This is a genomic window from Enterobacter cloacae complex sp. IR5458, assembly GCF_049238025.1.
In the GTDB taxonomy this organism is placed as follows: Bacteria; Pseudomonadota; Gammaproteobacteria; order Enterobacterales; family Enterobacteriaceae; genus Enterobacter; species Enterobacter kobei.
Map to the genome: position 1 here is coordinate 1 of NZ_JBMKIF010000007.1, position 20,215 is coordinate 20,215.

General features: G+C 57.4%; 18 protein-coding genes and 1 pseudogene. 9 read left to right on the top strand and 10 right to left on the bottom strand.

Annotation, left to right across the window (positions count from 1 at the left end; genetic code table 11):
* Positions 1–94 precede the first annotated feature (94 nt).
* From ACOTYN_RS07470 to ACOTYN_RS07480, 3 genes and pseudogenes are all read left to right on the top strand, one after another.
* Positions 95–661: a PH domain-containing protein gene (locus ACOTYN_RS07470; RefSeq protein WP_014885296.1), complete on the top strand. Its 567-nt coding sequence runs from the start codon at positions 95–97 to the stop codon at positions 659–661.
* Between the two features lie 3 nt (positions 662–664).
* A pseudogene (locus ACOTYN_RS07475) lies at positions 665–1,297 on the top strand (phage integrase); the annotation flags it as partial.
* 265 nt (positions 1,298–1,562) lie between these two features.
* The gene (locus ACOTYN_RS07480) at positions 1,563–2,732 is read left to right on the top strand and encodes a DNA repair protein (RefSeq protein ID WP_332959296.1); all 1,170 of its coding nucleotides are present in this window, start codon (positions 1,563–1,565) and stop codon (positions 2,730–2,732) included.
* On the opposite strand, the gene ACOTYN_RS07485 is transcribed toward ACOTYN_RS07480, so the two are convergent.
* Positions 2,733–3,497 (bottom strand): siderophore-interacting protein, encoded by a 765-nt coding sequence (locus tag ACOTYN_RS07485; protein WP_023331344.1) that lies wholly within the window; start codon positions 3,495–3,497, stop codon positions 2,733–2,735.
* A 147-nt stretch (positions 3,498–3,644) separates the two neighbouring features.
* Between ACOTYN_RS07485 and ACOTYN_RS07490 the strand changes: the two genes are divergently transcribed.
* Positions 3,645–4,139 carry a PadR family transcriptional regulator gene (locus ACOTYN_RS07490; RefSeq protein WP_014885300.1) on the top strand — a complete coding sequence of 165 codons (495 nt, stop codon included), beginning with the start codon at positions 3,645–3,647 and terminating at the stop codon, positions 4,137–4,139.
* Here the strand turns inward: ACOTYN_RS07490 and ACOTYN_RS07495 are convergent.
* Entirely contained in the window at positions 4,136–5,695 is a 1,560-nt protein-coding gene (locus ACOTYN_RS07495; RefSeq protein ID WP_071922884.1) for a methyl-accepting chemotaxis protein, read from the bottom strand. The two genes, ACOTYN_RS07490 and ACOTYN_RS07495, sit on opposite strands and share 4 nt — an antisense overlap.
* A 336-nt stretch (positions 5,696–6,031) precedes the next feature.
* On the bottom strand, positions 6,032–7,552 hold the full coding sequence (locus ACOTYN_RS07500) for a methyl-accepting chemotaxis protein (RefSeq protein ID WP_071922883.1): 1,521 nt from the start codon (positions 7,550–7,552) through the stop codon (positions 6,032–6,034).
* Between the two features lie 435 nt (positions 7,553–7,987).
* On the opposite strand from ACOTYN_RS07500, the gene ygjG reads away from it, so the two are divergent.
* Positions 7,988–9,367, top strand: coding sequence for a putrescine aminotransferase (gene ygjG / locus ACOTYN_RS07505; RefSeq protein ID WP_023337828.1), 1,380 nt, complete (start codon positions 7,988–7,990; stop codon positions 9,365–9,367).
* 72 nt (positions 9,368–9,439) lie between these two features.
* Here the strand turns inward: ygjG and ACOTYN_RS07510 are convergent, their stop codons facing one another.
* Positions 9,440–10,042 carry a helix-turn-helix domain-containing protein gene (locus ACOTYN_RS07510; protein ID WP_045268582.1) on the bottom strand — a complete coding sequence of 201 codons (603 nt, stop codon included), beginning with the start codon at positions 10,040–10,042 and terminating at the stop codon, positions 9,440–9,442.
* Positions 10,043–10,084: 42 nt separating this feature from the next.
* Here ACOTYN_RS07510 and ACOTYN_RS07515 point away from each other — a divergent pair, with 42 nt between their 5' ends.
* The gene (locus ACOTYN_RS07515; protein WP_071922882.1) at positions 10,085–10,771 is read left to right on the top strand and encodes a B3/4 domain-containing protein; all 687 of its coding nucleotides are present in this window, start codon (positions 10,085–10,087) and stop codon (positions 10,769–10,771) included.
* Between the two features lie 12 nt (positions 10,772–10,783).
* Positions 10,784–11,632 carry a dihydrodipicolinate synthase family protein gene (locus tag ACOTYN_RS07520; protein WP_332959291.1) on the top strand — a complete coding sequence of 283 codons (849 nt, stop codon included), beginning with the start codon at positions 10,784–10,786 and terminating at the stop codon, positions 11,630–11,632.
* Between the two features lie 55 nt (positions 11,633–11,687).
* On the opposite strand, the gene lsrG is transcribed toward ACOTYN_RS07520, so the two are convergent.
* The 6 genes from lsrG to lsrA are packed head-to-tail and all read right to left on the bottom strand — an operon-like array spanning position 11,688 to position 17,373.
* Positions 11,688–11,981 (bottom strand): (4S)-4-hydroxy-5-phosphonooxypentane-2,3-dione isomerase, encoded by a 294-nt coding sequence (gene lsrG, locus ACOTYN_RS07525; protein WP_023331350.1) that lies wholly within the window; start codon positions 11,979–11,981, stop codon positions 11,688–11,690.
* Positions 11,978–12,865 carry a 3-hydroxy-5-phosphonooxypentane-2,4-dione thiolase gene (gene lsrF / locus ACOTYN_RS07530; RefSeq protein ID WP_014885309.1) on the bottom strand — a complete coding sequence of 296 codons (888 nt, stop codon included), beginning with the start codon at positions 12,863–12,865 and terminating at the stop codon, positions 11,978–11,980. The genes lsrG and lsrF overlap by 4 nt, the downstream gene beginning before the upstream one ends.
* An 11-nt stretch (positions 12,866–12,876) precedes the next feature.
* The gene (gene lsrB, locus ACOTYN_RS07535; RefSeq protein WP_332959288.1) at positions 12,877–13,878 is read right to left on the bottom strand and encodes an autoinducer 2 ABC transporter substrate-binding protein LsrB; all 1,002 of its coding nucleotides are present in this window, start codon (positions 13,876–13,878) and stop codon (positions 12,877–12,879) included.
* 1 nt (position 13,879) lies between these two features.
* Positions 13,880–14,857, bottom strand: a complete 978-nt coding sequence (gene lsrD, locus ACOTYN_RS07540) for an autoinducer 2 ABC transporter permease LsrD (RefSeq protein WP_045134798.1) — start codon at positions 14,855–14,857, stop codon at positions 13,880–13,882.
* The gene (lsrC, locus tag ACOTYN_RS07545) at positions 14,858–15,889 is read right to left on the bottom strand and encodes an autoinducer 2 ABC transporter permease LsrC (protein ID WP_071922878.1); all 1,032 of its coding nucleotides are present in this window, start codon (positions 15,887–15,889) and stop codon (positions 14,858–14,860) included.
* Complete coding sequence (gene lsrA, locus ACOTYN_RS07550) at positions 15,886–17,373, bottom strand: autoinducer 2 ABC transporter ATP-binding protein LsrA (RefSeq protein ID WP_071922877.1); 1,488 nt, start codon at positions 17,371–17,373, stop codon at positions 15,886–15,888. The genes lsrC and lsrA overlap by 4 nt, the downstream gene beginning before the upstream one ends.
* A gap of 215 nt (positions 17,374–17,588) precedes the next feature.
* Here lsrA and lsrR point away from each other — a divergent pair, with 215 nt between their 5' ends.
* Both lsrR and lsrK read left to right on the top strand, forming a co-directional pair.
* A complete protein-coding gene (gene lsrR, locus ACOTYN_RS07555; protein WP_023338807.1) occupies positions 17,589–18,557 on the top strand; it encodes a transcriptional regulator LsrR in 969 nt (322 codons plus the stop codon).
* 34 nt (positions 18,558–18,591) lie between these two features.
* Positions 18,592–20,172, top strand: a complete 1,581-nt coding sequence (gene lsrK / locus ACOTYN_RS07560; RefSeq protein ID WP_047625402.1) for an autoinducer-2 kinase — start codon at positions 18,592–18,594, stop codon at positions 20,170–20,172.
* The last annotated feature ends 43 nt before the right edge of the window (positions 20,173–20,215 follow it).

The window sequence follows — 20,215 nt, forward strand, 5'->3', positions numbered from 1 at the left end:
TGGCTTATGAAGACATTACTAACATCGGGGTGTACTAATCAACGGGGAGCAGGTCAGGTTGTATTAACAATAAGATAAGCATAAGGATTTGAAGATGATTGACTACAAAACAGCATCAAAAGACCAACTCAAAGCGGAGATGAAACGCTTAGCTGGCGTTGTATCTGACACGCCCTTTGGTACAAAAAAAGAATTCTTTCACCTCCCTGAAATTTTGAACTCGGGCGAACGTCCGGTGGCCATTGCCAGTGGCATGATGGACGGCAACACCTGGCTCATCACACTGACAAATAAACGCGTAATTTTCCTTGATAAGGGCATGATTTTTGGTGTTAAGCAGGTTGACATCAACCTCAACAACATTGTGAGCGTAGGCGGCAAGACGGGGCTTATGTTTGGTGAAATTATGATTTCTACTAGCGGCCAAAACTACACAATCAAAAATGTCATGAAAGGCTCAGTTATACCCTTCACAAATTTAGTGAACGAAACAAAAAACTCTCTGAACGCCCCTGCCTCGCAACAACAAGAACCGACCAAAGACACTCAATCATTCGATGATCAAATGGCGAAAATTGAACGTCTTGCAAAAATGAAAGAAGAAGGGATTCTTACAGAAGAAGAATTCCAGCAGCAGAAAAAATTCATTTTGAATGGTTAATTTATGTCTGTAAGAAAGTTAGCTAACGGCCAACGGGTTGCTGATTTTTACACTGTAGACAGAACTGATAGTAAAGACGGCAAGCGGGTTCGTAGGAAGTTTGTCACTAAAGGCGAAGCGCTGGCGTTTGAAAATTACACACTGCAAAAATTTGAGGACACGCCCTGGTTAGGCCAGGGCAAAGACAAACGTCGTCTTTCGGATATAGTCCATCTATGGTTTGAGCGCCATGGAATAACTTTGCGTGACGGCGAGAAACGTAAAAGCACCATGCTCTGGGCAGATCTGTGCATAGGGTCGCCCCTGGCTACTGAATTCTTAGCCCAGCTTTTCACCGCGTACCGGGCAAAAAGGCTCGATGGCCATTTTGCCCGTACTAAGCGCGTTACTCAGGTTTCGCCTCGCACCATGAACTTAGAGCACGCGTATTTCCTCACGGTGTTCAATGAATTGAAACGACTTGGCGAATGGGAAGCGCCAAACCCGCCAGATAATATTCGACAGTTCAGAACAGAAGAAAGTGAGATGGCCTTTCTTACTGGAGAGCAGATTGACAGTCTCTTAGAAGAAAGCCACCACAGCTCTGCTAAAGATTTGGAGATGATTGTCAGAATTTGCCTGGCTACTAGTGCTCGCTGAATGACGGGTGCCCCCTTGTTGTCCCCTGAGTTTTCCTCCTGGCATTCGCCAGGCTATATTCCTCCTCTGATTTTTTGCTGCACCCTGTGCAAGCACACACGGAATCAATCAAATGTAGTCCGTCCTGCCGCTCACCCTCACAAACCCTAAAAACTAAAGAAATCCCCCATCGCGCCGATCATCATCCGTGTGTATTATTTCCTGTAGCGTTGCCCACAACTACCCTTAACTCAAATACTTAAGCGCCAAAGCGAAAGGCATCATGAGCACACCGATCAAACGGCTAGAAATCATTAAAAATGCCATTGAACTGGAAGATGACGACATCATCCAGAGCCAGCTGACACGGCTGAAGAATGAAGCGTTTGACGATGAGCTACAGGCAATCGTCGTGGCGCTTGAGCAGAAGAACTACACCGCCGCCATCAGGGCCATTACCGCCTGGCTGCAAGGCCAGCGCGCCATCACCCCGTGGCGCGACCCGCAAGTGGCAGCCAGCAAGCTGGAGCTGAAGGCGCTGGAAGAGCGTCTGCGCGATCTCATCGATCGCCGCAACGCGCGGGTGCAGCAGCTTGATGAGTTCAACGATCTATATTTCTCCCGTCTGGGTCCCCTGATGCAGCAGATCCTCGCTCTGCGTAAAACCCTGGCGGAGCTGAACCTGCGTCGTCAGCAGGCGGAGGCGCGTCGTCGCGAGGAAGATTACCGTCGCTGCCAGCGCTATATGGCGCAGGCGGTAGAGGTGCTGGCGACGCTCACCCAGCGCTGGCGCGATCTGCCAGCCGACTCCGTGCAGGCGGCTGAGGCGCGCAAGCATCTGGAGCAGCAAAGTAATTTGATTGCTAATTTGCTGGCCGAGGCGCTGGAGCTGGAGAGCGGCTTAACGCGCGAAGAGGAGCCTGCTCGCCAGGCGCGTGACGAAGCCAACGAAGAGTACGAGAAGTATCGCGAGCAACATCACGATGTCGAAATGCGGCTGCGCAAAGGGAAGCACCTCTCTGAAGAAGATCAGAACGAACTCAAGCGTCTCTGGCGGCAGGCGAGCAAACTCTGTCATCCGGACCTGGTGGCGGACGACCTGAAAGAGGAAGCCAACGCGATGATGGTGCAGCTCAACCAGGCCAAACAGCGTGGCGACGTCAAGGCTATTCGCTCGCTGGTCGCCCGCCTGCAGCAGGGCTTCGAGCCGCTGATGGCCAGCGACAGGCTGAACGATCTGGAACGTATCCGCAAAAAAATGGCGCAGGTACGCGAGCAAATCGACACCTTAGTGAACGAGCTGGCGGAGCTGGAGAAAGAAGAGTCCTGGCTGCTGGTGTCGTCGCTGAGCAATATGGAGGCGTTCTTTGCTCAGCAGGAGAAAGCCCTGCACGAGGTTCGCGCCTCGCTCGAACACCAGGTGAACGAAGCGCAAATGGATTCAGCAGCCTGATTATTTAGCGTGCCAGTAGGCGCTGGCACGCACCAACTGTTGATCAATCGCGTCAGTGTCAAACTGACGGCTCAGGCTTTTTACTACCTTTCCTTCCCCGGTCAGCCAGATAAAGTACTCTTCCGCCGGAACGGTCAACGCCGCCAGACGATCCGCCACCGCCTGCTCGCTGTGGCCCACTACCCAAGTGATGTCGACGTCGCTCAGGTGCGCCAGATAGTCCTTATATGCGTCGTTCCCGACCGTCACTACCGCGTGAATTTCCGGGCGAACCGGCAGTTTAGCAAGACTCTCTAAACGTCGACGTAGCGCAGGCATGCCGGATTCATCACACACGTACAGTTGCCAGGCGTAATCTTCCGGCACCACCAGCGAACCGCGCGGCCCACCAATGGTCAACGTGTCCCCCGCTTTCGCCTCAACCGCCCAGTTGCTGGCAATGCCGCCGTCATGAATGAAGAAATCGAGCACCAGTTCATGGCGAGACTCATCATACAGCGGCGTATAGTCGCGCGTCTGCGGACGCACGCCGTCGCCCCAGTCGATGCCTTCATCAGTCACCACGGGCGGCACAAACACCGCCCCCGGTGCCGGGAAAAAGACTTTGGTGTGGTCGTCGAAGCCGCGTGAGCTAAACCCCTCCAGCGCCTCACCACCTAATACAACGCGCTGGAAACCCGCGCTCACGCGTTCCACGCGGAGCACCGTCAGCTCGCGAAAACGCAGGTCATTACGAACACGCTGTGGGTAACGGGTAGATGCCATTTTTAGCCCCTTCTCTGATGAATACGATATATCTAAATTAATTTTTAAATGATAATGATTACTAATCAGTAAAAAAGCAAGATCTTTTAGATTGCATCTGAATATATCTTAGATATAGTTTAGATATATCAAATTAAAGGAATTACTATGCGACACGAACATGATGGCGGCGGACGCCGACCGCGCTTTTTCGGCCACGGCGATCTGCGGCTGGTGATTCTGGATATCCTGACCCGCAATGCGAGCCACGGCTATGAGCTGATCAAAGAGATTGAGAACCTGACCCAGGGTAATTACACACCGAGCCCTGGGGTGATCTACCCGACGCTGGATTATCTGCAGGATCAGACCTTTATCACCATTACGGAAGAAGAGAACGGCAGAAAGCGAATTGCGATTACCGTGACGGGCCAGCAGTGGCTGGATGAGAACCAGGAACAGCTTGAGCACATACAGGCACGCATCAAAGCGCGTTCTGTCGGCTTCCAGCTGCGCAAAAACCCGCAGATGAAGCGGGCGCTGGATAACTTTAAAGCGGTGTTAGACCTGAAGGTGAATCAGGGAGAGCTCAGCGACGCGCAGCTTAAGCAGATTATCGGCGTCATTGACCGCGCGGCGCTCGAGATCTCCCAGCTGGATTAAGCCGGAGCGTGTTCGCTCACGCGGAAGACACGTACCAGCTCTTTCAGGTGCATCGCCTGTTCGTTAAGCGATGCCGCCGCGGCGACGGACTCCTCCACCAGCGCGGAGTTCTGCTGGGTGGTGGCATCAATCAGGCCAATCGCGCTGTTAATCTGCGAGATCCCTTCCGTCTGCTCATGGCTGGCCTGGCGGATCTCACGCAGGATGACGTCCATCTCTTCCACGTTGCCCACCATCCCGTTGATCAGCGCGCTCGCTTTTTCCACCAGGTTCATGCCGTCCTGGGTCTGACTGGTGGAGCTCTCAATAAGCTCACGGATTTCGCTGGCCGACGACGCGCTCTTCTGGGCAAGCTGGCGCACCTCACCGGCCACCACCGCAAAGCCACGACCGTGCTCACCGGCGCGCGCTGCTTCCACGGCCGCGTTCAGCGCCAGAATGTTGGTCTGGAAAGCAATGGCGTCGATCAGGTCGATAATGTCGGACATCCGGTTCGACGTCTCGTTAATCAGGCGCATTTTGCTGGTCACCTGCTTCATCATCTCACCGTTGTTTTTGACCACCGTGGCAGCATCTGCCGAGAGGTTGGTCGCTTCGCCAGTGTGCGAGGCGGTGTTTTTCACCGTCGCGGTGATCTGCTCCATCGAGGCTGCTGTCTGTTCAACGGAACTTGCCTGCTCTTCCGTGCGCGCGGCGAGATCCTGGTTACCCGCAACGATCTGCGCGGCTGCGCTGGAGATATTCTCCGAGCCGGTTTGCACCTGCTGCACAATGTCCAGCAGACGGTTTTTCATCTCCATCAACGCATGCAGCAGTAAGCCCGTTTCGTCTTTGCCGTGCGGCGTGATGCTGCCCGTCAGATCGCCCTCTGAAATGGCCTTCGCAAAATTCACCGCCTCGCCGAGCGGACGGGTGATAGCGCGAACGATAAACCAGCCGATCAGGCTGCCTGCCGCGACGCTAAAGAGGGTGATGAGGATCAGCAGCAGTCGGTTAGACCTGAAATCCCCTTCTACCTGCGCGCCTGCACTTTGCATCTCGCTGTTTTGAATGGCAATCAGCTCCTTCACTTTCGCTTTATAAGCCTGCTGCACGGCAAGGGTGGTGGTCATCATCTCTTGAATGGCACCCGCACGATTGTTGTTCTGCACCGCCTGCAGGATGCGATAGCGCGAGTCCAGATACTGCTGGCGCACACTACGGATATCCGCCAGCACCTGCTGAGACTTTTCATCCTGCAACGCGTTGTTCAGCTCGCCCAGGATCACCGTGATGTGCTCGCTGATCTCTTTCAGGTGCTGCTGAGATTGCCCCGTGTAAGTCCCCTGCTCGTCCAGCAGCATCAGCTGTTGAGTGCTAATAAATTCCTGGAAGTTATCGATTAACTGGTTCGCTTTTACCGTGGTCGGATAATCAAGGGTAATAATGGATTGCATCCCATTATTTGCCCGGTTCAGACTCAGCAGAGACAGGCTCGCGCTGATTGCCATCAGGACAATAAAGAACCCAAACGCCAGAAATAATTTCGTGCCGATCTTTACGTCATGTAAGAACATATTTACTCCATCGATGTGATTATTTCTCAGACGATCGCTGTTATCGGTAACGAATTCGCTAACTTTATGATTTTGATCGTTTTTTTATTTCATAACCATCACAATGGATAGGCAGAGACTATTAATTTCGTCTCATCGATCGTTACCAGACCACCAGAAGCGTGTTTTGCAAAACAGCATCATGGGAAACTGACTTAGGCAGAAATAAATAACTGAGATACTTTTTTTAGTTATTTAATATTACATTAACAATAAAGCACATTAATAGTCACAAGCAGCCATAAAAAAGCCGTTTATTCCTTACGGAATAAACGGCTTTTCCGGAAATTTACTGACTCAATGGAGCACGGTTACCGCATCCTTCAGACGCCCGGCACGGTGTTTCACCATGGCAGAAATGTGTGCGCTCTCCTCGACCAGGTCGGCATTTTTCTGCGTGATGCTGTCCAGCTCGGCCACCGCACGGGTTAATTCTGAGAGCCCGGTGGCCTGCTCGGAGGTGGAGTGACTGATCTGAGCGATAAGCTGCGTCACGTTTTTCACCTGCTCGACAATGTCATCCATCGTGCGGCCGGCGGCGTGCACCTGCTCGGAGCCGGACTGCACTTTGCTGGCGCTGGCATCAATGAGTTTACGAATATCGTTAGCCGCACTGGCGCTGCGGCTGGCGAGATGGCGGACTTCGCCCGCGACCACGGCAAACCCTTTCCCCTGCTCACCCGCCCGTGCCGCTTCAACGGCCGCATTGAGCGCCAGGATATTGGTCTGGAAAGCGATGTCGTTTATCAGGGAGGTAATCGAGCCAATTCGCTGCGTGCTGTCGGCGATGTCATCCATGGTTTTGACCACGGTCTGCATCGCATTGCCGCCCTTCGTCGCCGCACTGCTCGCGGCAACGGAGAGTTTATCCACCTCGGCGGCAGTTTCAGAGTTGCTCTGCACGGAGGCGGCCATCTGGTTCATCGTTGCGACGGTCTGCTGCACATTCGCTACCGTCTGACGCGTACGATCGTTCAGATCTTCATTACCCCGGGCCAGCCTGTCGCTGCCGTCTCGCACGCTCACCACCTGGCTCGAGACGTCGTTGATCAACCAGCGGCACATCAGCCCCAGCTGGCCTATCGCGCGCAGGGTTAGCCCCAGCTCGTCACTGCGGTTTAGATGCTGCACGCTGTTGCGCTCCCCGGTAGCCACCCTCAGCGCCTGTCGCGCCACGTTTTCGACCGGACGCACAATCTGTTGCTCAAACAGCAGCGTCCCCAGCAGCATGACTACCACAGCCGCAACGAGCGGCATCCACCCTGCGGAGGTGGCGACCAGCGTGGCGGCGAGGACGGCAAAAAGCACCGCCATTACGCTACGCACCCGCCAGCGCAGCGGCATGGCCGGCAGTTTACCCAGCCAGCCCTTTCCCACCACCAGTCCTTTATGAATACGTTTCTTACAGCTGCCGTCATTCAGCGCGCGGTAGAGCGGCTCCACGGTGGCTATCTCTTCCGCCGTGGCTTTGGTGCGGATCGACATATAGCCCGTCACCTTCCCGTGACGCACCATTGGCACCGCATTCGCGCGCACCCAGTAGTGGTCACCGTTTTTGCGCCGATTTTTGACAATCCCGCTCCACGGTTCCCCCTGTTGCAGGGTGTACCACATATCGGCAAAGGCGGCTTTTGGCATATCAGGGTGGCGCACCATATTGTGCGGCTGGCCCGTCAGCTCATCAAGCGGGTAACCGCTCACCTGCACAAACGTGTCGTTGGCGTGGGTAATGTAGCTGTGGATGTCTGTGGTAGACATTAAGGTGGTGTCATCGTCCAGAGGATATTCATTCTGGGTGACATAGGTTGGAGAGGACATTGTGAGCATCCCTTGCAGGTTATTTGAATGTTAAATTTGTGGGTAATTGTTTTTTCGGCGGTAACCAATTTATCTTTAGTTGTTAAACTTGATGGAGATCGCAGATTTCACTTAAACCGCACTTTTTGTGAGAAATTATAATTCATTGATTTGAAATACTTTCTCTTGGAAATTACCTGCAAAGCATGACCTGTTAACGCCCGCTTAAGTGGCATGCAGTGCACTCCTTTCGTGCAATTGCGCTTTTATGCCCCGTCCTGCACGTGCTGTGCCTTATCGCTAAATCCCGTTTCGGTTGTATCGGCATGATTAAATATTGTGCAACATTATTTTAACCTGGCGTTTATCCCGATTTTCGTTAAGTCCTCTGAAGTGGCGTAATCCCTGCAATACTTACACCAGTATCATGTGATACGCGATCCCCGGGAGCATATTTTGAACAGGTTACCTTCCAGCGCCTCGGCTCTTGCCTGTACCGCGCACGCATTGAATCTCATAGAGAAGCAAACGCTTGATCATGAGGAGATGAAACAACTTAACCGAGAGGTCATTGATTACTTTAAAGAGCACGTCAATCCAGGATTTCTGGAGTATCGCAAATCTGTTACCGCCGGCGGGGATTACGGAGCCGTAGAGTGGCAAGCGGGAAGTCTGAACACGCTTGTCGACACCCAGGGACAGGAGTTTATCGATTGCCTTGGTGGTTTTGGTATCTTCAACGTGGGGCACCGTAATCCAGTTGTGGTTTCCGCCGTACAGAATCAACTTGCGAAACAACCTCTCCATAGCCAGGAACTGCTCGACCCGCTTCGCGCCATGCTAGCGAAAACGCTGGCGGCCTTAACGCCCGGCAAACTGAAATACAGCTTCTTTAGTAACAGCGGCACGGAATCGGTCGAAGCGGCGATTAAACTCGCCAAAGCGTACCAGTCGCCGCGTGGGAAATTCACCTTCATTGCCACCAGCGGCGCGTTCCACGGTAAATCCCTGGGCGCACTGTCGGCGACCGCTAAATCCACCTTCCGCAAGCCGTTTATGCCGCTGCTGCCGGGCTTCCGCCACGTGCCGTTCGGCGACATTAACGCCATGCGCACCGCGCTGAGTGAATGCCGTAAAACCGGCGATGACGTGGCGGCGGTGATCCTGGAGCCGATTCAGGGCGAAGGCGGCGTGATCCTGCCTCCGCAGGGCTATTTGCCTGCCGTGCGTCAGCTGTGCGATGAGTTTGGCGCCCTGCTGATCCTCGACGAAGTCCAGACCGGGATGGGACGCACCGGCAAGATGTTTGCCTGCGAGCACGAGAACGTTCAGCCAGACATTCTGTGTCTGGCGAAAGCGCTCGGCGGCGGCGTGATGCCGATTGGTGCTACGGTAGCCACCGAGGAGGTATTCTCGGTGCTGTTCGACAACCCGTTCCTGCATACCACGACCTTTGGCGGTAACCCGCTGGCCTGTGCGGCGGCGCTGGCGACCATCAACGTGCTGCTGGAACAAAACCTGCCTGCGCAAGCAGAGCAGAAAGGCGACATGCTGCTGGATGGCTTCCGCCAGCTGGGCCGGGAATATCCGGATCTGGTGCAGGATGCACGCGGCAGAGGGTTATTGATGGCAATTGAGTTTGTCGACAATGAAATCGGCTATAGCTTCGCGAGCGAGATGTTCCGCCAGCGGGTACTGGTGGCCGGAACGCTCAACAACTCGAAAACCATCCGTATTGAACCGCCGCTGACGCTGACGATTGAGCAGTGCGAGCAGGTGCTGAAAGCGGCACGTAAAGCGCTGGCAGCACTGCGTGTGAGCGTGGAAGAGGCGTAAAAAGCGCCGGGTGACGCTACGCTTACCCGGCCTAAGCAAGCCCGGTAAGCGTTAGCGCCACCGGGCAGTTTTTTACCGGTGAAACTCCGCCACCGTCATGGTGAAGCGAAGCACGGTATCGCCTTCGTTCCCATAGCCGTGCGCCATTTCGGTTTTGGCGACCGCCGACGCGCCAGCCTCAACCTGCGTCACCGTCTCGCCCACCGTCAGCGACAATACCCCCTCGTTCACGTGTAGCAGTTCACATGTGCCTGCCGGGTGCCCCGCTGAAGAGAAGTGTTCCCCCGGCTGCATCTCCCACTGCCACAGTTCAATCATGTCCGGGCCAGCGGTACCCGCCAGTAATCTGGCAGAACCGCCCTTTGCGCCCTGCCACAGAACCGGGATGGCCTGTTTTTCAATAACATGCACGACCGGTTCGCTGGAGACGTTAACAATATCCGCCACGGAAACGCCCAGCGCGGCAGCCAGTTTGCACAGGATAGCGATACTGGGATTGGCGGCCCCCTTTTCGATCTCCACCAGCATGCCTTTGCTGACGCTGGCGCGGCGGGATAGCTCATCCAGCGACAATTTTTTATCTTTACGCCAGTTGCGGATGCGGTTCGCCACGGCCAGGCTTACCTGGGCAACATCGGCCCCCTGCTCAGTCATTATATTGACTTTATCAGTCATTGGTCACTACCATGGTATAAAACAGTCAATACAGGATTATTTATGTCTCTCGTTACGCCGTCAATAGACCCGCGTCTTGCCGGGATTGCCCCGGGCTTTCGGGCGCTGAGCATTCTGGTTGAAGCCGCACAGATTACCCATCCAGAAGTTGCCACCGCCGCGCTGACGCAGGCTTGCCAGCAGGTGTTGAATGATGATGTGCAGTGGGCAGAAGCGCATCTCGCTGCCTGGGATGAGGTATTTAAAAACTTTGGCGCGAAGCCAAAACGTACCCCCTGCTCGGCCTCCGCACTGCGAAAGCGGGTGCTTAAAGACGGTTCGCTACCTTCACTCGACCCGGTGGTGGACATCTATAATGCGGTCAGTATTCGCTACGCCATTCCGGTAGGGGGCGAGAATCTCGCGGCCTATTCCGGTGCGCCGCGCCTGACGCTGGCCGAGGGCAATGAACCCTTTGACACCCTGAAAGAGGGCCAGCCGGTGGTGGAATACCCGGATGCTGGCGAGGTCATCTGGCGCGACGGTATGGGCGTCACCTGTCGTCGCTGGAACTGGCGACAAGGGATACGCACCCGTCTTGATAGCCAGGCGCAGACCATGTGGTTTATTCTCGAAAGTCTGCCAACGATGCCGTCAGGTGCGCTCGAAGAAGCGGGCGAGGAGCTGGTCAGCAATCTGCAACGATTAATGCCAGGCGCAACGGCTCAGGTTCAACTGCTGGAACTGTAAGAGGACAACACGATGTTTCACGGGTTAAGTGCGTTTCCGTTAACGCCCCTGAAAGAGGGGAAGTTTGACGAGCAGGCCTTTATCAACCTGCTGCGCCCCCTGATCGACGCGGGGGTGGATTCGCTGGGTATTCTGGGTTCAACGGGCAGCTATGCCTACCTCACGGTTGAGGAGCGCACGCATATTACCCGCTGTGCGGTGGAACATGCCAATGACATTCCGGTCATGGTCAGTATTGGCGCACTGAGACTGGATGACATTTTGCGTCTGGCTGAGCACGCGCAGAAGGCAGGTGCATCCAGCGTGCTGATGGCACCGGTGTCGTACCAGCGTTTGACGACGGACGAGGTCTATTCGCTGTATGAGACGGTAACTCGCCAGCTCTCCGTCCCGCTGTGCGTTTATGATAATCCCGCCACCACCGGGTTTGAGTTTAGCGACGAGCTGATGTTTGCCGTGGCGGCGCTGCCCAATATTGGCTCGGTGAAAATGGGCCACATGCCGGAGGATGTGTCGCAGGTGCGGGCGCGTCTTCCGAAGACGGTCACGCTGGGGATAAGCGGCGACTGGCGGGCAGCATCCGCCCTGCAGGCCGGGTTTGACGTCTGGTATTCCGTCATCGGCGGGCTGTTCCCTCAGGCGGCACTGGCAATTGCGCACTCGAAAGACAGCATGGAATCAGAACGTCTGGAGCCACTGTGGGCGCTGTTCCGCCGTTACGGCAGCGTGCGGGTGATGGCAGCGGCAGCCGAGATGATGGGAAAAGTGGAGGCACCGGCGCTCCCCTTCCCACTGCAGGCGATTCAGGGTGAGCCGCGCGAGGCGCTTGCTGCGATCCTGGCGGATCTGAAGCTGGCCTGAACAATGCCGGGTGGCGCTAGCGCTTACCCGGCCTACAAAGCCTTCACTACGTTTTCTACTCCGGCAACAACCCCACAAAACTGCGTTTTTTGCGCGGCTCCGACATCAGGTCCTCAAGCTTATCCACGCACGCCAGATAGTGCGGCGTCTGCTTATGCGCCAGCACCGCCGCTTCGTCTTTATAGGCTTCGTAGATAAAGAACCGGGTTTTCACCCTCGGATCCTGCAGGACGTCAAAACGCAGGTTTCCCGGCTCCTTAATCGCCCCTTCATGGTTGGCGCGAAACACCGTCAGAAACTCGTCCACCCGCTCGGGTTTGATGTTGATCTCCACTAACGTCACGTTCATTTTGCTTCTCCCTGTTTCTCTTCCTGCCAGAACTGGAACGCTTCACGGGCGCTCATGTTCTCGTGAACCACTTTTTTCACTGCCTTCAGCATGGCGAGCGGCGCGCTGGACTGGAAGATATTGCGCCCCATGTCCACACCGGATGCGCCCTGGTCAATCGCGCGCCAGCACATCTCCAGCGCCTCGTGCTCCGGCAGCTTTTTGCCGCCGGCGATGACGATCGGCACCGGGCAGCTGGCGGTGACTTTTTCAAAGCCCTCATCCACATAATAGGTTTTGACGAACTGCGCCCCCATTTCGGCGGCAATGCGGCTGGCAAGTGAGAAATACCGCGCGTCGCGCGCCATCTCTTTCCCCACCCCTGTCACCGCGAGGGTTGGCATGCCGTAGCGGGCACCGGCGTCGACAAGCTTGATGATGTTGTTGATCGACTGATGCTCGAACTCGCTGCCAATGTAGACCTGTGCTGCGACCGCACAGACGTTCAGCCGGAGCGCATCTTCCATTGCCACCGCCACGCACTCGTTGGACAATTCGCCCAGAATTGAGTTACCGCCGGAGGCGCGCAGCACAACCGGTTTGTTGGTGGCCGCAGGCACGGTACTCCGCAGGATACCGCGGGTACACATCAGCACATCGGTTTCGCCAAACAGCGGCGCAATGGAGAGATCGATACGCTCAAGGCCGGTGGTCGGCCCCTGGAAATAACCGTGGTCAAAGGCCAGCATCACCGTGCGGTTGCTTTGCGGGTTGAAGATGCGCGAAAGCCTGGACTGCATCCCCCAGTCCAGCGAACCACAGCCCTTCAGGGTAAACGGCACATTTTGCTGTGGCGTGCCGATGCCAAAATCCTTCCCGTCTTTGATGTCGTCTAAATCAGCCATTTGTTCCCCCGTCAGAAATCGTATTTGTTGATGTTCTCTTTAGTGAACACCACGCGTTCCGGCAGCAGCACGATGCCGTTACCTTTCGCCTCATACTGGTAGCCCTGCACGCTGTTCGGTTCGACCTTCAGCGTACCGATCTCTTTCACGTCCACGCTGTCGCCAACGTTAAGATCGCCTTTTTTCAGTAAACGATCGGCGACATTGACCGCAATTTTGCCCTGTCGCACCACGTCCCACAGGCCGAAGGCTTTTACCGTGCCGCGCTCCACGTATGGACGCATGACGTTTGGCGTGCTGAACCCGACAATCGCCACCCCTTCCCGCTTCAGATTTTCTGCTGCCTGCGCAGCGGCTGGCAGGGCGTTGGCATCCGGGGCGATGATCGCATCCAGATCCGGATACGCTTTTAAGATCCCCTCGGCGGTTTGCAGGGATTTGGTGGCATCGTTATAGCCAAACTGAGTGGTCACGATCTGCCACTGAGGATGATCTTTCTCGATTTTAGCCTTCGACTCTTTCACCCACTGGTTCTGGTCGGTGACCGTTGGGCTGGAGTAGAAGAATGCCACTTTGGCATTCGGTTTGGTGACCTGCTTGCCCGCCATCTCCACCAGCAGGCCGCCGAGCTGTTCCGGCGTCCCCTGGTTGATATATATGCTGCGGCACTCCGGTTTGGTGTCGGAATCCCAGGTCAGCACTTTGACGCCGCGCTGCATCGCGCGTTTTAAGGCCGGGCAGAGGCCGTCCGGCGACACGGCAGAGACGATAATCGCGTTGTAGCCCTGGTTAACGAAGTTGTTGATGAGCTGCACCTGGCCGGAAACGCTCGGCTCGGTTGGACCGTCATAGGTGACGTCCACGCCGAGGTCTTTCCCCGCCTCTTTCGCACCGTTGCCGCCGCTGGTGAAGAAGCCAACCCCCACCAGTTTCGGGATAAAGGCAATCCGATCCGCCGCCTGCGCCGAGGCGAAGCTGAGGGCCATTGCCAGGACTATCAGTTTTGTTTTCATCTTACGCTCCGGAAAGTTTTCTAAAGAGAGAACGCACCCATTCGCGGTGCAGACTCAGCGAACGACCCATCACCACCACAACCAGCAGCGCTCCTGAAAGCGCGCTCGATACCTGGTTGGGGATGCCGACCATCTGTAAACCCTGTTGCAGGTACCCCACCAGCAGCGCTGCCAGCGCCGTACCGACAACCGAACCTGACCCGCCATAGATATTCGCCCCGCCGAGTACGGCGGCGGTGAGCGCAGGCATCAGCAAATCGCGCCCCAGATCTGACCGCGCGGAACCGAAATAGGAGACCATGACCAGCGCGGCAATGGCCGAGGCCACGCCCACCAGACCGTACAGCGCGTAGGGCATACCGTTAACCGACAGCGCCGCATAGCGTGCCGCTCGCGGGTTCTGGCCAATCAAAAACAGATGACGGCCAAAGCGCCCGCGGTGGGTAATCAGCCAGAAGAAAACGGTAATCACAGCGAACAGCACCAGCGGGAGCGGCAGGCCAACGACCGTGAGATTCGCGAACGCGGTAAAGCTGTCCGGGAAGCCGCCGATGCCCTCATAGCCCGTCGCCCCCGCCATGCCGGAAAGCAGCAACGCCCCGCCACCGTAGAGATAGAGCGTGCCGAGGGTAATCACCAGTGGACTGATGCCGGTGTAGTGGATCAGCGCCGCATTCACCAGCCCGCACAGCAGGCCGAGCAGCAGCGTCAGCGGAATGGCCACCGCCATCGGCCACCCGGCCTGCATCATCACCCCCAGCGCGATGGCGCACAGGCCGATGGTCGAACCCAGCGAGATGTCGATCCCGCCGCTGATAATGACAAGCGTGAGCGGCAGCGCCACGATACCGATACAGATGAAGTCGCTGGTGCTGAACAGCAGCATATTGATGTCGAGCATGCGCGGGTTAATGGCGCCAAAGAGCAGGATCTCCAGCACCAGCAAAACCAGCAGCGCGCTTTCCCAGTTAAGCTTCATTTACGCCACCTCTTTTTTGCGTTTGGGAAAGGGAGTGACGTGCTTTCCCCCTCTGTGACCTGGCTGGAAGCGGCCGTATTTCAGCGCCCGCTGATGGCGCGCCAGCGCCTGACGCAGCCGCCCGTCGAGCACCAGTACGCCCAGCAGCACCAGCCCGGCGATAAAGTCATTCCACCAGGCTGGCAGCCTGAACAGCACCAGTACGGTGTCGATTTGGGTGAGGAAGAAAGCCCCAAGCAAAGCACCGATCAGCGTGCCGGTGCCACCCAGCAGAGAGATCCCCCCGAGCACGCAGGCGGCGATGGCCTTCATCTCCAGCCCGCTGCCGGTCTGGTTGGGGACAAAACCAATTTGCGCGGCAAAGACAATCCCTGCGCAGGCCGCCAGCATGCCGTTCAGGGTAAAGGCGAGCATGCGGGTGCGGTTCACCGCTACGCCCAGCTGACGCGCGGCGGCGAGGTTATCCCCCACCGCGTAGAAATCACGGCCGAACGCGGTACGCGACAGCGTCCACGCGCCCGCGGCTGCGATAATTAACACCACCATACCGAGTGGCGACATGCCGAGGGCAAGCGGGTCAGAGAGAGATTTCAGCCCCGGCGGCAACCCTTCAATCCACTTCCCGCCCGTCCAGAGCAGCATCGCCCCGCGATACAGCCCCAGCGTGCCGAGGGTGGCGACAATCGCCGGGATGCGCAGCCCCACCACCAGCACGCCGTTGAACGCCCCGGCCAGTGCGCCAATCGACAGTGCGAAGAGGATGGAAACGGGCAGGCTGTAGCCGCCATTGAGCGCCACGCCGACGGCGATTGCCGACAGCCCAACGGTCGAGCCCACCGAGACGTCAATATTGCGGGTCAGCATGACCAGCGCGGCACCGATGGCCAGCAGGATCAGGATCTGGGCACTGGCGAAGATCATCCCCAGCGTTTGCAGGCTGAAGTAAGACGGGTTCAGCACCACCAGCACGGCAAACAGTGCCAGAATGGCGAGAAACGCGCTCAACTCACGGTTCTTTAATAAGGTCTTCATGATTGCCCTCCGAACGCCAGCGCCATCATCCTGTCGAGGCTAACGGCATGGCGCGGCAGCTCGCCGCTGAGTACGCCCTGATGCATCACAAGCACGCGATCGGCAAGGCCCGGGAACTCATCGAGATCGCTTGAGATCATCAGTACCGCAACGTTCTGCGCGGCCACGCTTTTGATGAGCTGGTAGATATCGGCGCGCGCGGAGACGTCCACACCACGCGTCGGTTCATCGACAATAAGGAGTAAAGGATTGGCCTCCAGACAGCGCGCCAGCAGTACCTTCTGCTGGTTGCCGCCGGAGAGCGTACGCACGGTTTGATCCGCATGGTTGAGCTTGATCCCGAGCGCACGGTGATAGCGCTCTACCACCGCCGACTCCCGCTTGCGCTGCTGCCAGAGAGACGGCTCGTTCAGCACCACGGTGTTCCAGCGGATCGGCGCGTCGAGGAACAGGCCGGAAACCTGCCTGTCTTCCGGCAGGTAAACCAGCCCTTTTTCCAGACGTGAATCAGGCGGATCGGCAGTGATTTCCTGATTCTCCAGCCAGACGCGCCCCCCGCGCACCGGACGCAGGCCGTAAAGCGTTTCGGCAAACTCGGTGCGCCCGGATCCCACCAGCCCGGCCAGACCGACGATCTCACCGGCGAAGATCTCAAGACTCAGATCGATAAACCCCTCCCCGGTGAGATCCTCCACGCGCAGCACCGGGAAATCCTGCGGCTGGGTGCGGCGGTTGCCCGGCAACGCCAGCCAAAGCTTTTGCGTCTCGCTCAGAGATTTTTCCCGACTCACTGGCGTCATGGCTGCAATCAGGGCGTTATCGTCAAACTGCGCGGTTTCACCGCTCAGCACCACTGCACCGTCGCGCATCACCGAGATGTGGCTCGAAAGCAGGCGAATTTCCGGCAGCTTATGCGAGATAAAAACAATGCCGACGCCAACCGCCTGCAACGCGCGGATCTGGCGGAACAGGCGTTCGGTTTCGCCGGGCGTGAGCGAGGCGGTGGGTTCGTCGAGGATCAGGATCCTGGCGTTGCGCATTAATCCGCGGAGGATCTCTACCATCTGCTGATCCGCCACTTCCAGTGTGCTGGCGGTGGCATCAAGGTTAAGCTGGCATTTCAGCTGCTGGAGCTTATCGGCCAGGCGCGGTTCCAGATCCCGTTCACGGGGCAGGCGAAAGAGGATGTTTTCCCGCACCGTCAGGTTGGGGAACAGCAGCGGCTCCTGCGGTACCAGATAAATGCCGAGCTTATGCGCCTGCGCTGGCGTAAGCCGTGCAAAAGACTCCCCCGCAACCGAAAGTTCACCGCTGTCGGGCGTTTCAACTCCGGCGATGATCTTCATCAGCGTCGATTTTCCCGCGCCGTTCCCGCCCATCAGGGCGTGTACCTGGCCCGCGAGCAGCGTGAAATCAATGCCTTTTAACACCGGCACGCCCGAGAACTGCTTGCTGATCCCCCGCGCTTCAATAAGTGGTGTCATCATCGCTCCGCTATTGAACAAATGATTTTTAGATTTAATAATGTTCAAAAGCGTAGACGGTGAACTATATTTACAACCGTGCAGGGATCACAGTTTTATTGATTAAGATCCAGATAAAACAGAAACCCGCTTAAAGATCCGTTTTGTCGCGTGGCTCACATTTTCCCTTCGCGTCATCACGAACATATGATCTAAATTTTTATAAGAGTTCAATTATGAGCGATAAACGCACTGCGGAAGAAGGACGGTTTGCCGGGCTGGCGCTGGCGGAAGAGGAGCTGGTGGCGCGCGTGGCCTGGTGCTATTACCACGACGGGCTGACCCAGAACGACATCGGTGAGCGACTCGGGCTGCCGCGTTTGAAGATCTCCCGTCTGCTGGAGAAAGGCCGCCAGTCCGGGGTGATCCGCGTGCAGATCAACTCCCGTTACGAGGGCTGTCTGGCGCTGGAAACCGAACTACAGCAGCGCTTTGGGCTGAAGCTGGTGCGCGTGATGCCCGCCCTGAATACGCCGCCGATGAACGTGCGGCTGGGCATTGGCGCGGCGCAGTCGCTAATGGGCGTGCTGGAGCCCGGCCAGCTGTTGGCGGTGGGATTTGGTGAAACGACCATGAGCAGCCTGCAGCACCTGAGCGGCTTTATCAGCTCGCAGCAGATCCGCCTGGTGACGCTCTCCGGCGGCGTCGGGCCGTATATGACCGGTATCGGCCAGCTGGACGCGGCCTGCAGCGTCAGCATGATCCCCGCCCCGCTGCGCGTGTCATCCGCCTCCGTTGCCGGGATCTTAAAACGTGAAACCAGCGTGCGGGACGTGATCCTCGCCGCCACCGCCGCCGACGTGGCGGTGGTTGGCATTGGTTCGGTGAACCAGCGCCGTGACGCCACGATACTGCGCTCCGGCTATATCAGCGAAGGTGAACAGCTGATGTACGCCCGCAAAGGCGCAGTCGGCGACATTCTCGGTTATTTCCTTAATGCCGAGGGGGAATGCGTTGAGGAGCTGGAGATCCATAAAGAATTACTCGGCGTCACGCTCGATGAACTGGCGCAACTGCCCACCATCGTTGGCGTGGCCGGCGGGGAAGAGAAAGCCGATGCGATTTATGCCGCACTTAAGGGTCGCCGTATCAATGGCCTGGTGACGGAGGAGACGACAGCCCGCGCGGTGCTGGCCCTGACGTAACGGGGATGCCCTGCGCTAACAACGAGGCAAGCTCATGAGTTACCTTTTAGCGTTAGATGCAGGGACCGGCAGCGTTCGCGCCGTGATTTTCGATTTACAGGGCAGCCAGATTGCCGTCGGTCAGGCCGAGTGGAAGCACCTGAGCGTGGAGAACGTACCGGGATCGATGGAGTTCGATCTCGACACCAACTGGCGGCTGACCTGCCAGTGCATTCATCAGGCGCTGGAGCGTGCGCACCTGACCGCGGCGGATATCCAGTCCGTTGCCTGCTGCTCCATGCGCGAAGGGATTGTGCTGTACGACCGCAACGGCGAGGCCATCTGGGCCTGCGCCAACGTCGACGCCCGCGCCAGCCGCGAGGTGGCCGAGCTCAAAGAGATCCACGACAACCGCTTTGAATCCGAGGTGTATGACGTCTCCGGGCAAACTCTCGCCCTGAGCGCCATGCCGCGCCTTCTGTGGCTGGCGCACCATCGCCCCGACATTTACCGCAAGGCCGCGACCATCACCATGATCAGCGACTGGCTGGCGGCGAAGCTTTCCGGCGAGCTGGCGGTGGATCCCTCCAATGCGGGCACCACGGGCATGCTCGATCTCTTTTCCCGCGACTGGCGTCCGGCGCTGCTCGACATGGCCGGGCTGCGCGCCGATATTCTCTCCCCGGTGAAAGAGACCGGCAGCGTACTGGGAGCCATTACCCATGAAGCCGCGCAGCAAAGCGGCCTGCGCGAAGGCACGCCGGTGGTAATGGGCGGTGGCGATGTACAGCTGGGCTGCCTGGGGCTGGGCGTGGTCCGCGCCGGACAAACGGCGGTGCTGGGCGGCACCTTCTGGCAGCAGGTGGTGAACCTGCCGCAGGTGCGCACCGATCCCGATATGAATATCCGCGTGAACCCGCACGTCATCCCCGGCATGGCCCAGGCGGAGTCGATCAGCTTCTTCACCGGGCTGACCATGCGCTGGTTCCGCGACGCCTTTTGCGCAGAAGAAAAGCTGATTGCCGGGCGGATGGGAGTGGACACCTATACCCTGCTGGAAGAGATGGCGAGCCGCGTGCCGGCAGGCTCCCATGGGGTGATGCCGATCTTCTCCGACGCGATGCATTTCAAGCAGTGGTACCACGCCGCGCCGTCGTTTATTAACCTCTCTATCGACCCGGAAAAGTGCAACAAAGCGACGCTGTTCCGTGCCCTGGAAGAGAATGCGGCAATCGTTTCGGCCTGCAACCTGGCGCAGATTTCGCGCTTCTCCGGCGTGACGTTTGAAAGTTTAGTTTTTGCGGGCGGAGGGGCAAAAGGCGCCCTGTGGAGTCAGATCTTAAGCGACGTCACCGGGTTGCCGGTACGCGTGCCGGAAGTGAAAGAGGCGACAGCGCTCGGCTGCGCGATTGCGGCAGGCGCAGGCGCGGGATTATTTGCAGATATGGCCTCAACGGGCGAGCGGCTGGTGAAGTGGAGCCGTGAGTTCACGCCAAATCCCCAGCATCGTGAGCTGTATGACGGCATGATGCAAAAATGGCAGGCGGTGTATGCCGACCAGCTTGGGCTGGTGGATAGCGGGCTGACCACATCGATGTGGCAGGCCCCGGGATTGGTACGGGCAGCGGCGCCGTAAAAAACGCCGGATGGCGCTGCGCTTATCCGTCCTGCGGTTTTGT

What these genes read in the sequence shown, in the direction of transcription:
- ACOTYN_RS07490 (WP_014885300.1), top strand. Translation starts at nt 3,645, where the DNA reads ATGCGACACGAACATGATGGCGGCGGACGCCGACCGCGCTTTTTCGGC.
- lsrR (WP_023338807.1), top strand. Translation starts at nt 17,589, where the DNA reads ATGAGCGATAAACGCACTGCGGAAGAAGGACGGTTTGCCGGGCTGGCG.
- ACOTYN_RS07520 (WP_332959291.1), top strand. Translation starts at nt 10,784, where the DNA reads ATGTTTCACGGGTTAAGTGCGTTTCCGTTAACGCCCCTGAAAGAGGGG.
- ACOTYN_RS07510 (WP_045268582.1), bottom strand. Translation starts at nt 10,042, where the DNA reads ATGACTGATAAAGTCAATATAATGACTGAGCAGGGGGCCGATGTTGCC.
- lsrF (WP_014885309.1), bottom strand. Translation starts at nt 12,865, where the DNA reads ATGGCTGATTTAGACGACATCAAAGACGGGAAGGATTTTGGCATCGGC.
- lsrK (WP_047625402.1), top strand. Translation starts at nt 18,592, where the DNA reads ATGAGTTACCTTTTAGCGTTAGATGCAGGGACCGGCAGCGTTCGCGCC.
- lsrD (WP_045134798.1), bottom strand. Translation starts at nt 14,857, where the DNA reads ATGAAGCTTAACTGGGAAAGCGCGCTGCTGGTTTTGCTGGTGCTGGAG.
- lsrB (WP_332959288.1), bottom strand. Translation starts at nt 13,878, where the DNA reads ATGAAAACAAAACTGATAGTCCTGGCAATGGCCCTCAGCTTCGCCTCG.
- lsrG (WP_023331350.1), bottom strand. Translation starts at nt 11,981, where the DNA reads ATGAACGTGACGTTAGTGGAGATCAACATCAAACCCGAGCGGGTGGAC.
- lsrC (WP_071922878.1), bottom strand. Translation starts at nt 15,889, where the DNA reads ATGAAGACCTTATTAAAGAACCGTGAGTTGAGCGCGTTTCTCGCCATT.
- ACOTYN_RS07470 (WP_014885296.1), top strand. Translation starts at nt 95, where the DNA reads ATGATTGACTACAAAACAGCATCAAAAGACCAACTCAAAGCGGAGATG.
- ACOTYN_RS07515 (WP_071922882.1), top strand. Translation starts at nt 10,085, where the DNA reads ATGTCTCTCGTTACGCCGTCAATAGACCCGCGTCTTGCCGGGATTGCC.
- ACOTYN_RS07500 (WP_071922883.1), bottom strand. Translation starts at nt 7,552, where the DNA reads ATGTCCTCTCCAACCTATGTCACCCAGAATGAATATCCTCTGGACGAT.
- ACOTYN_RS07480 (WP_332959296.1), top strand. Translation starts at nt 1,563, where the DNA reads ATGAGCACACCGATCAAACGGCTAGAAATCATTAAAAATGCCATTGAA.
- ACOTYN_RS07485 (WP_023331344.1), bottom strand. Translation starts at nt 3,497, where the DNA reads ATGGCATCTACCCGTTACCCACAGCGTGTTCGTAATGACCTGCGTTTT.
- ACOTYN_RS07495 (WP_071922884.1), bottom strand. Translation starts at nt 5,695, where the DNA reads ATGTTCTTACATGACGTAAAGATCGGCACGAAATTATTTCTGGCGTTT.
- lsrA (WP_071922877.1), bottom strand. Translation starts at nt 17,373, where the DNA reads ATGACACCACTTATTGAAGCGCGGGGGATCAGCAAGCAGTTCTCGGGC.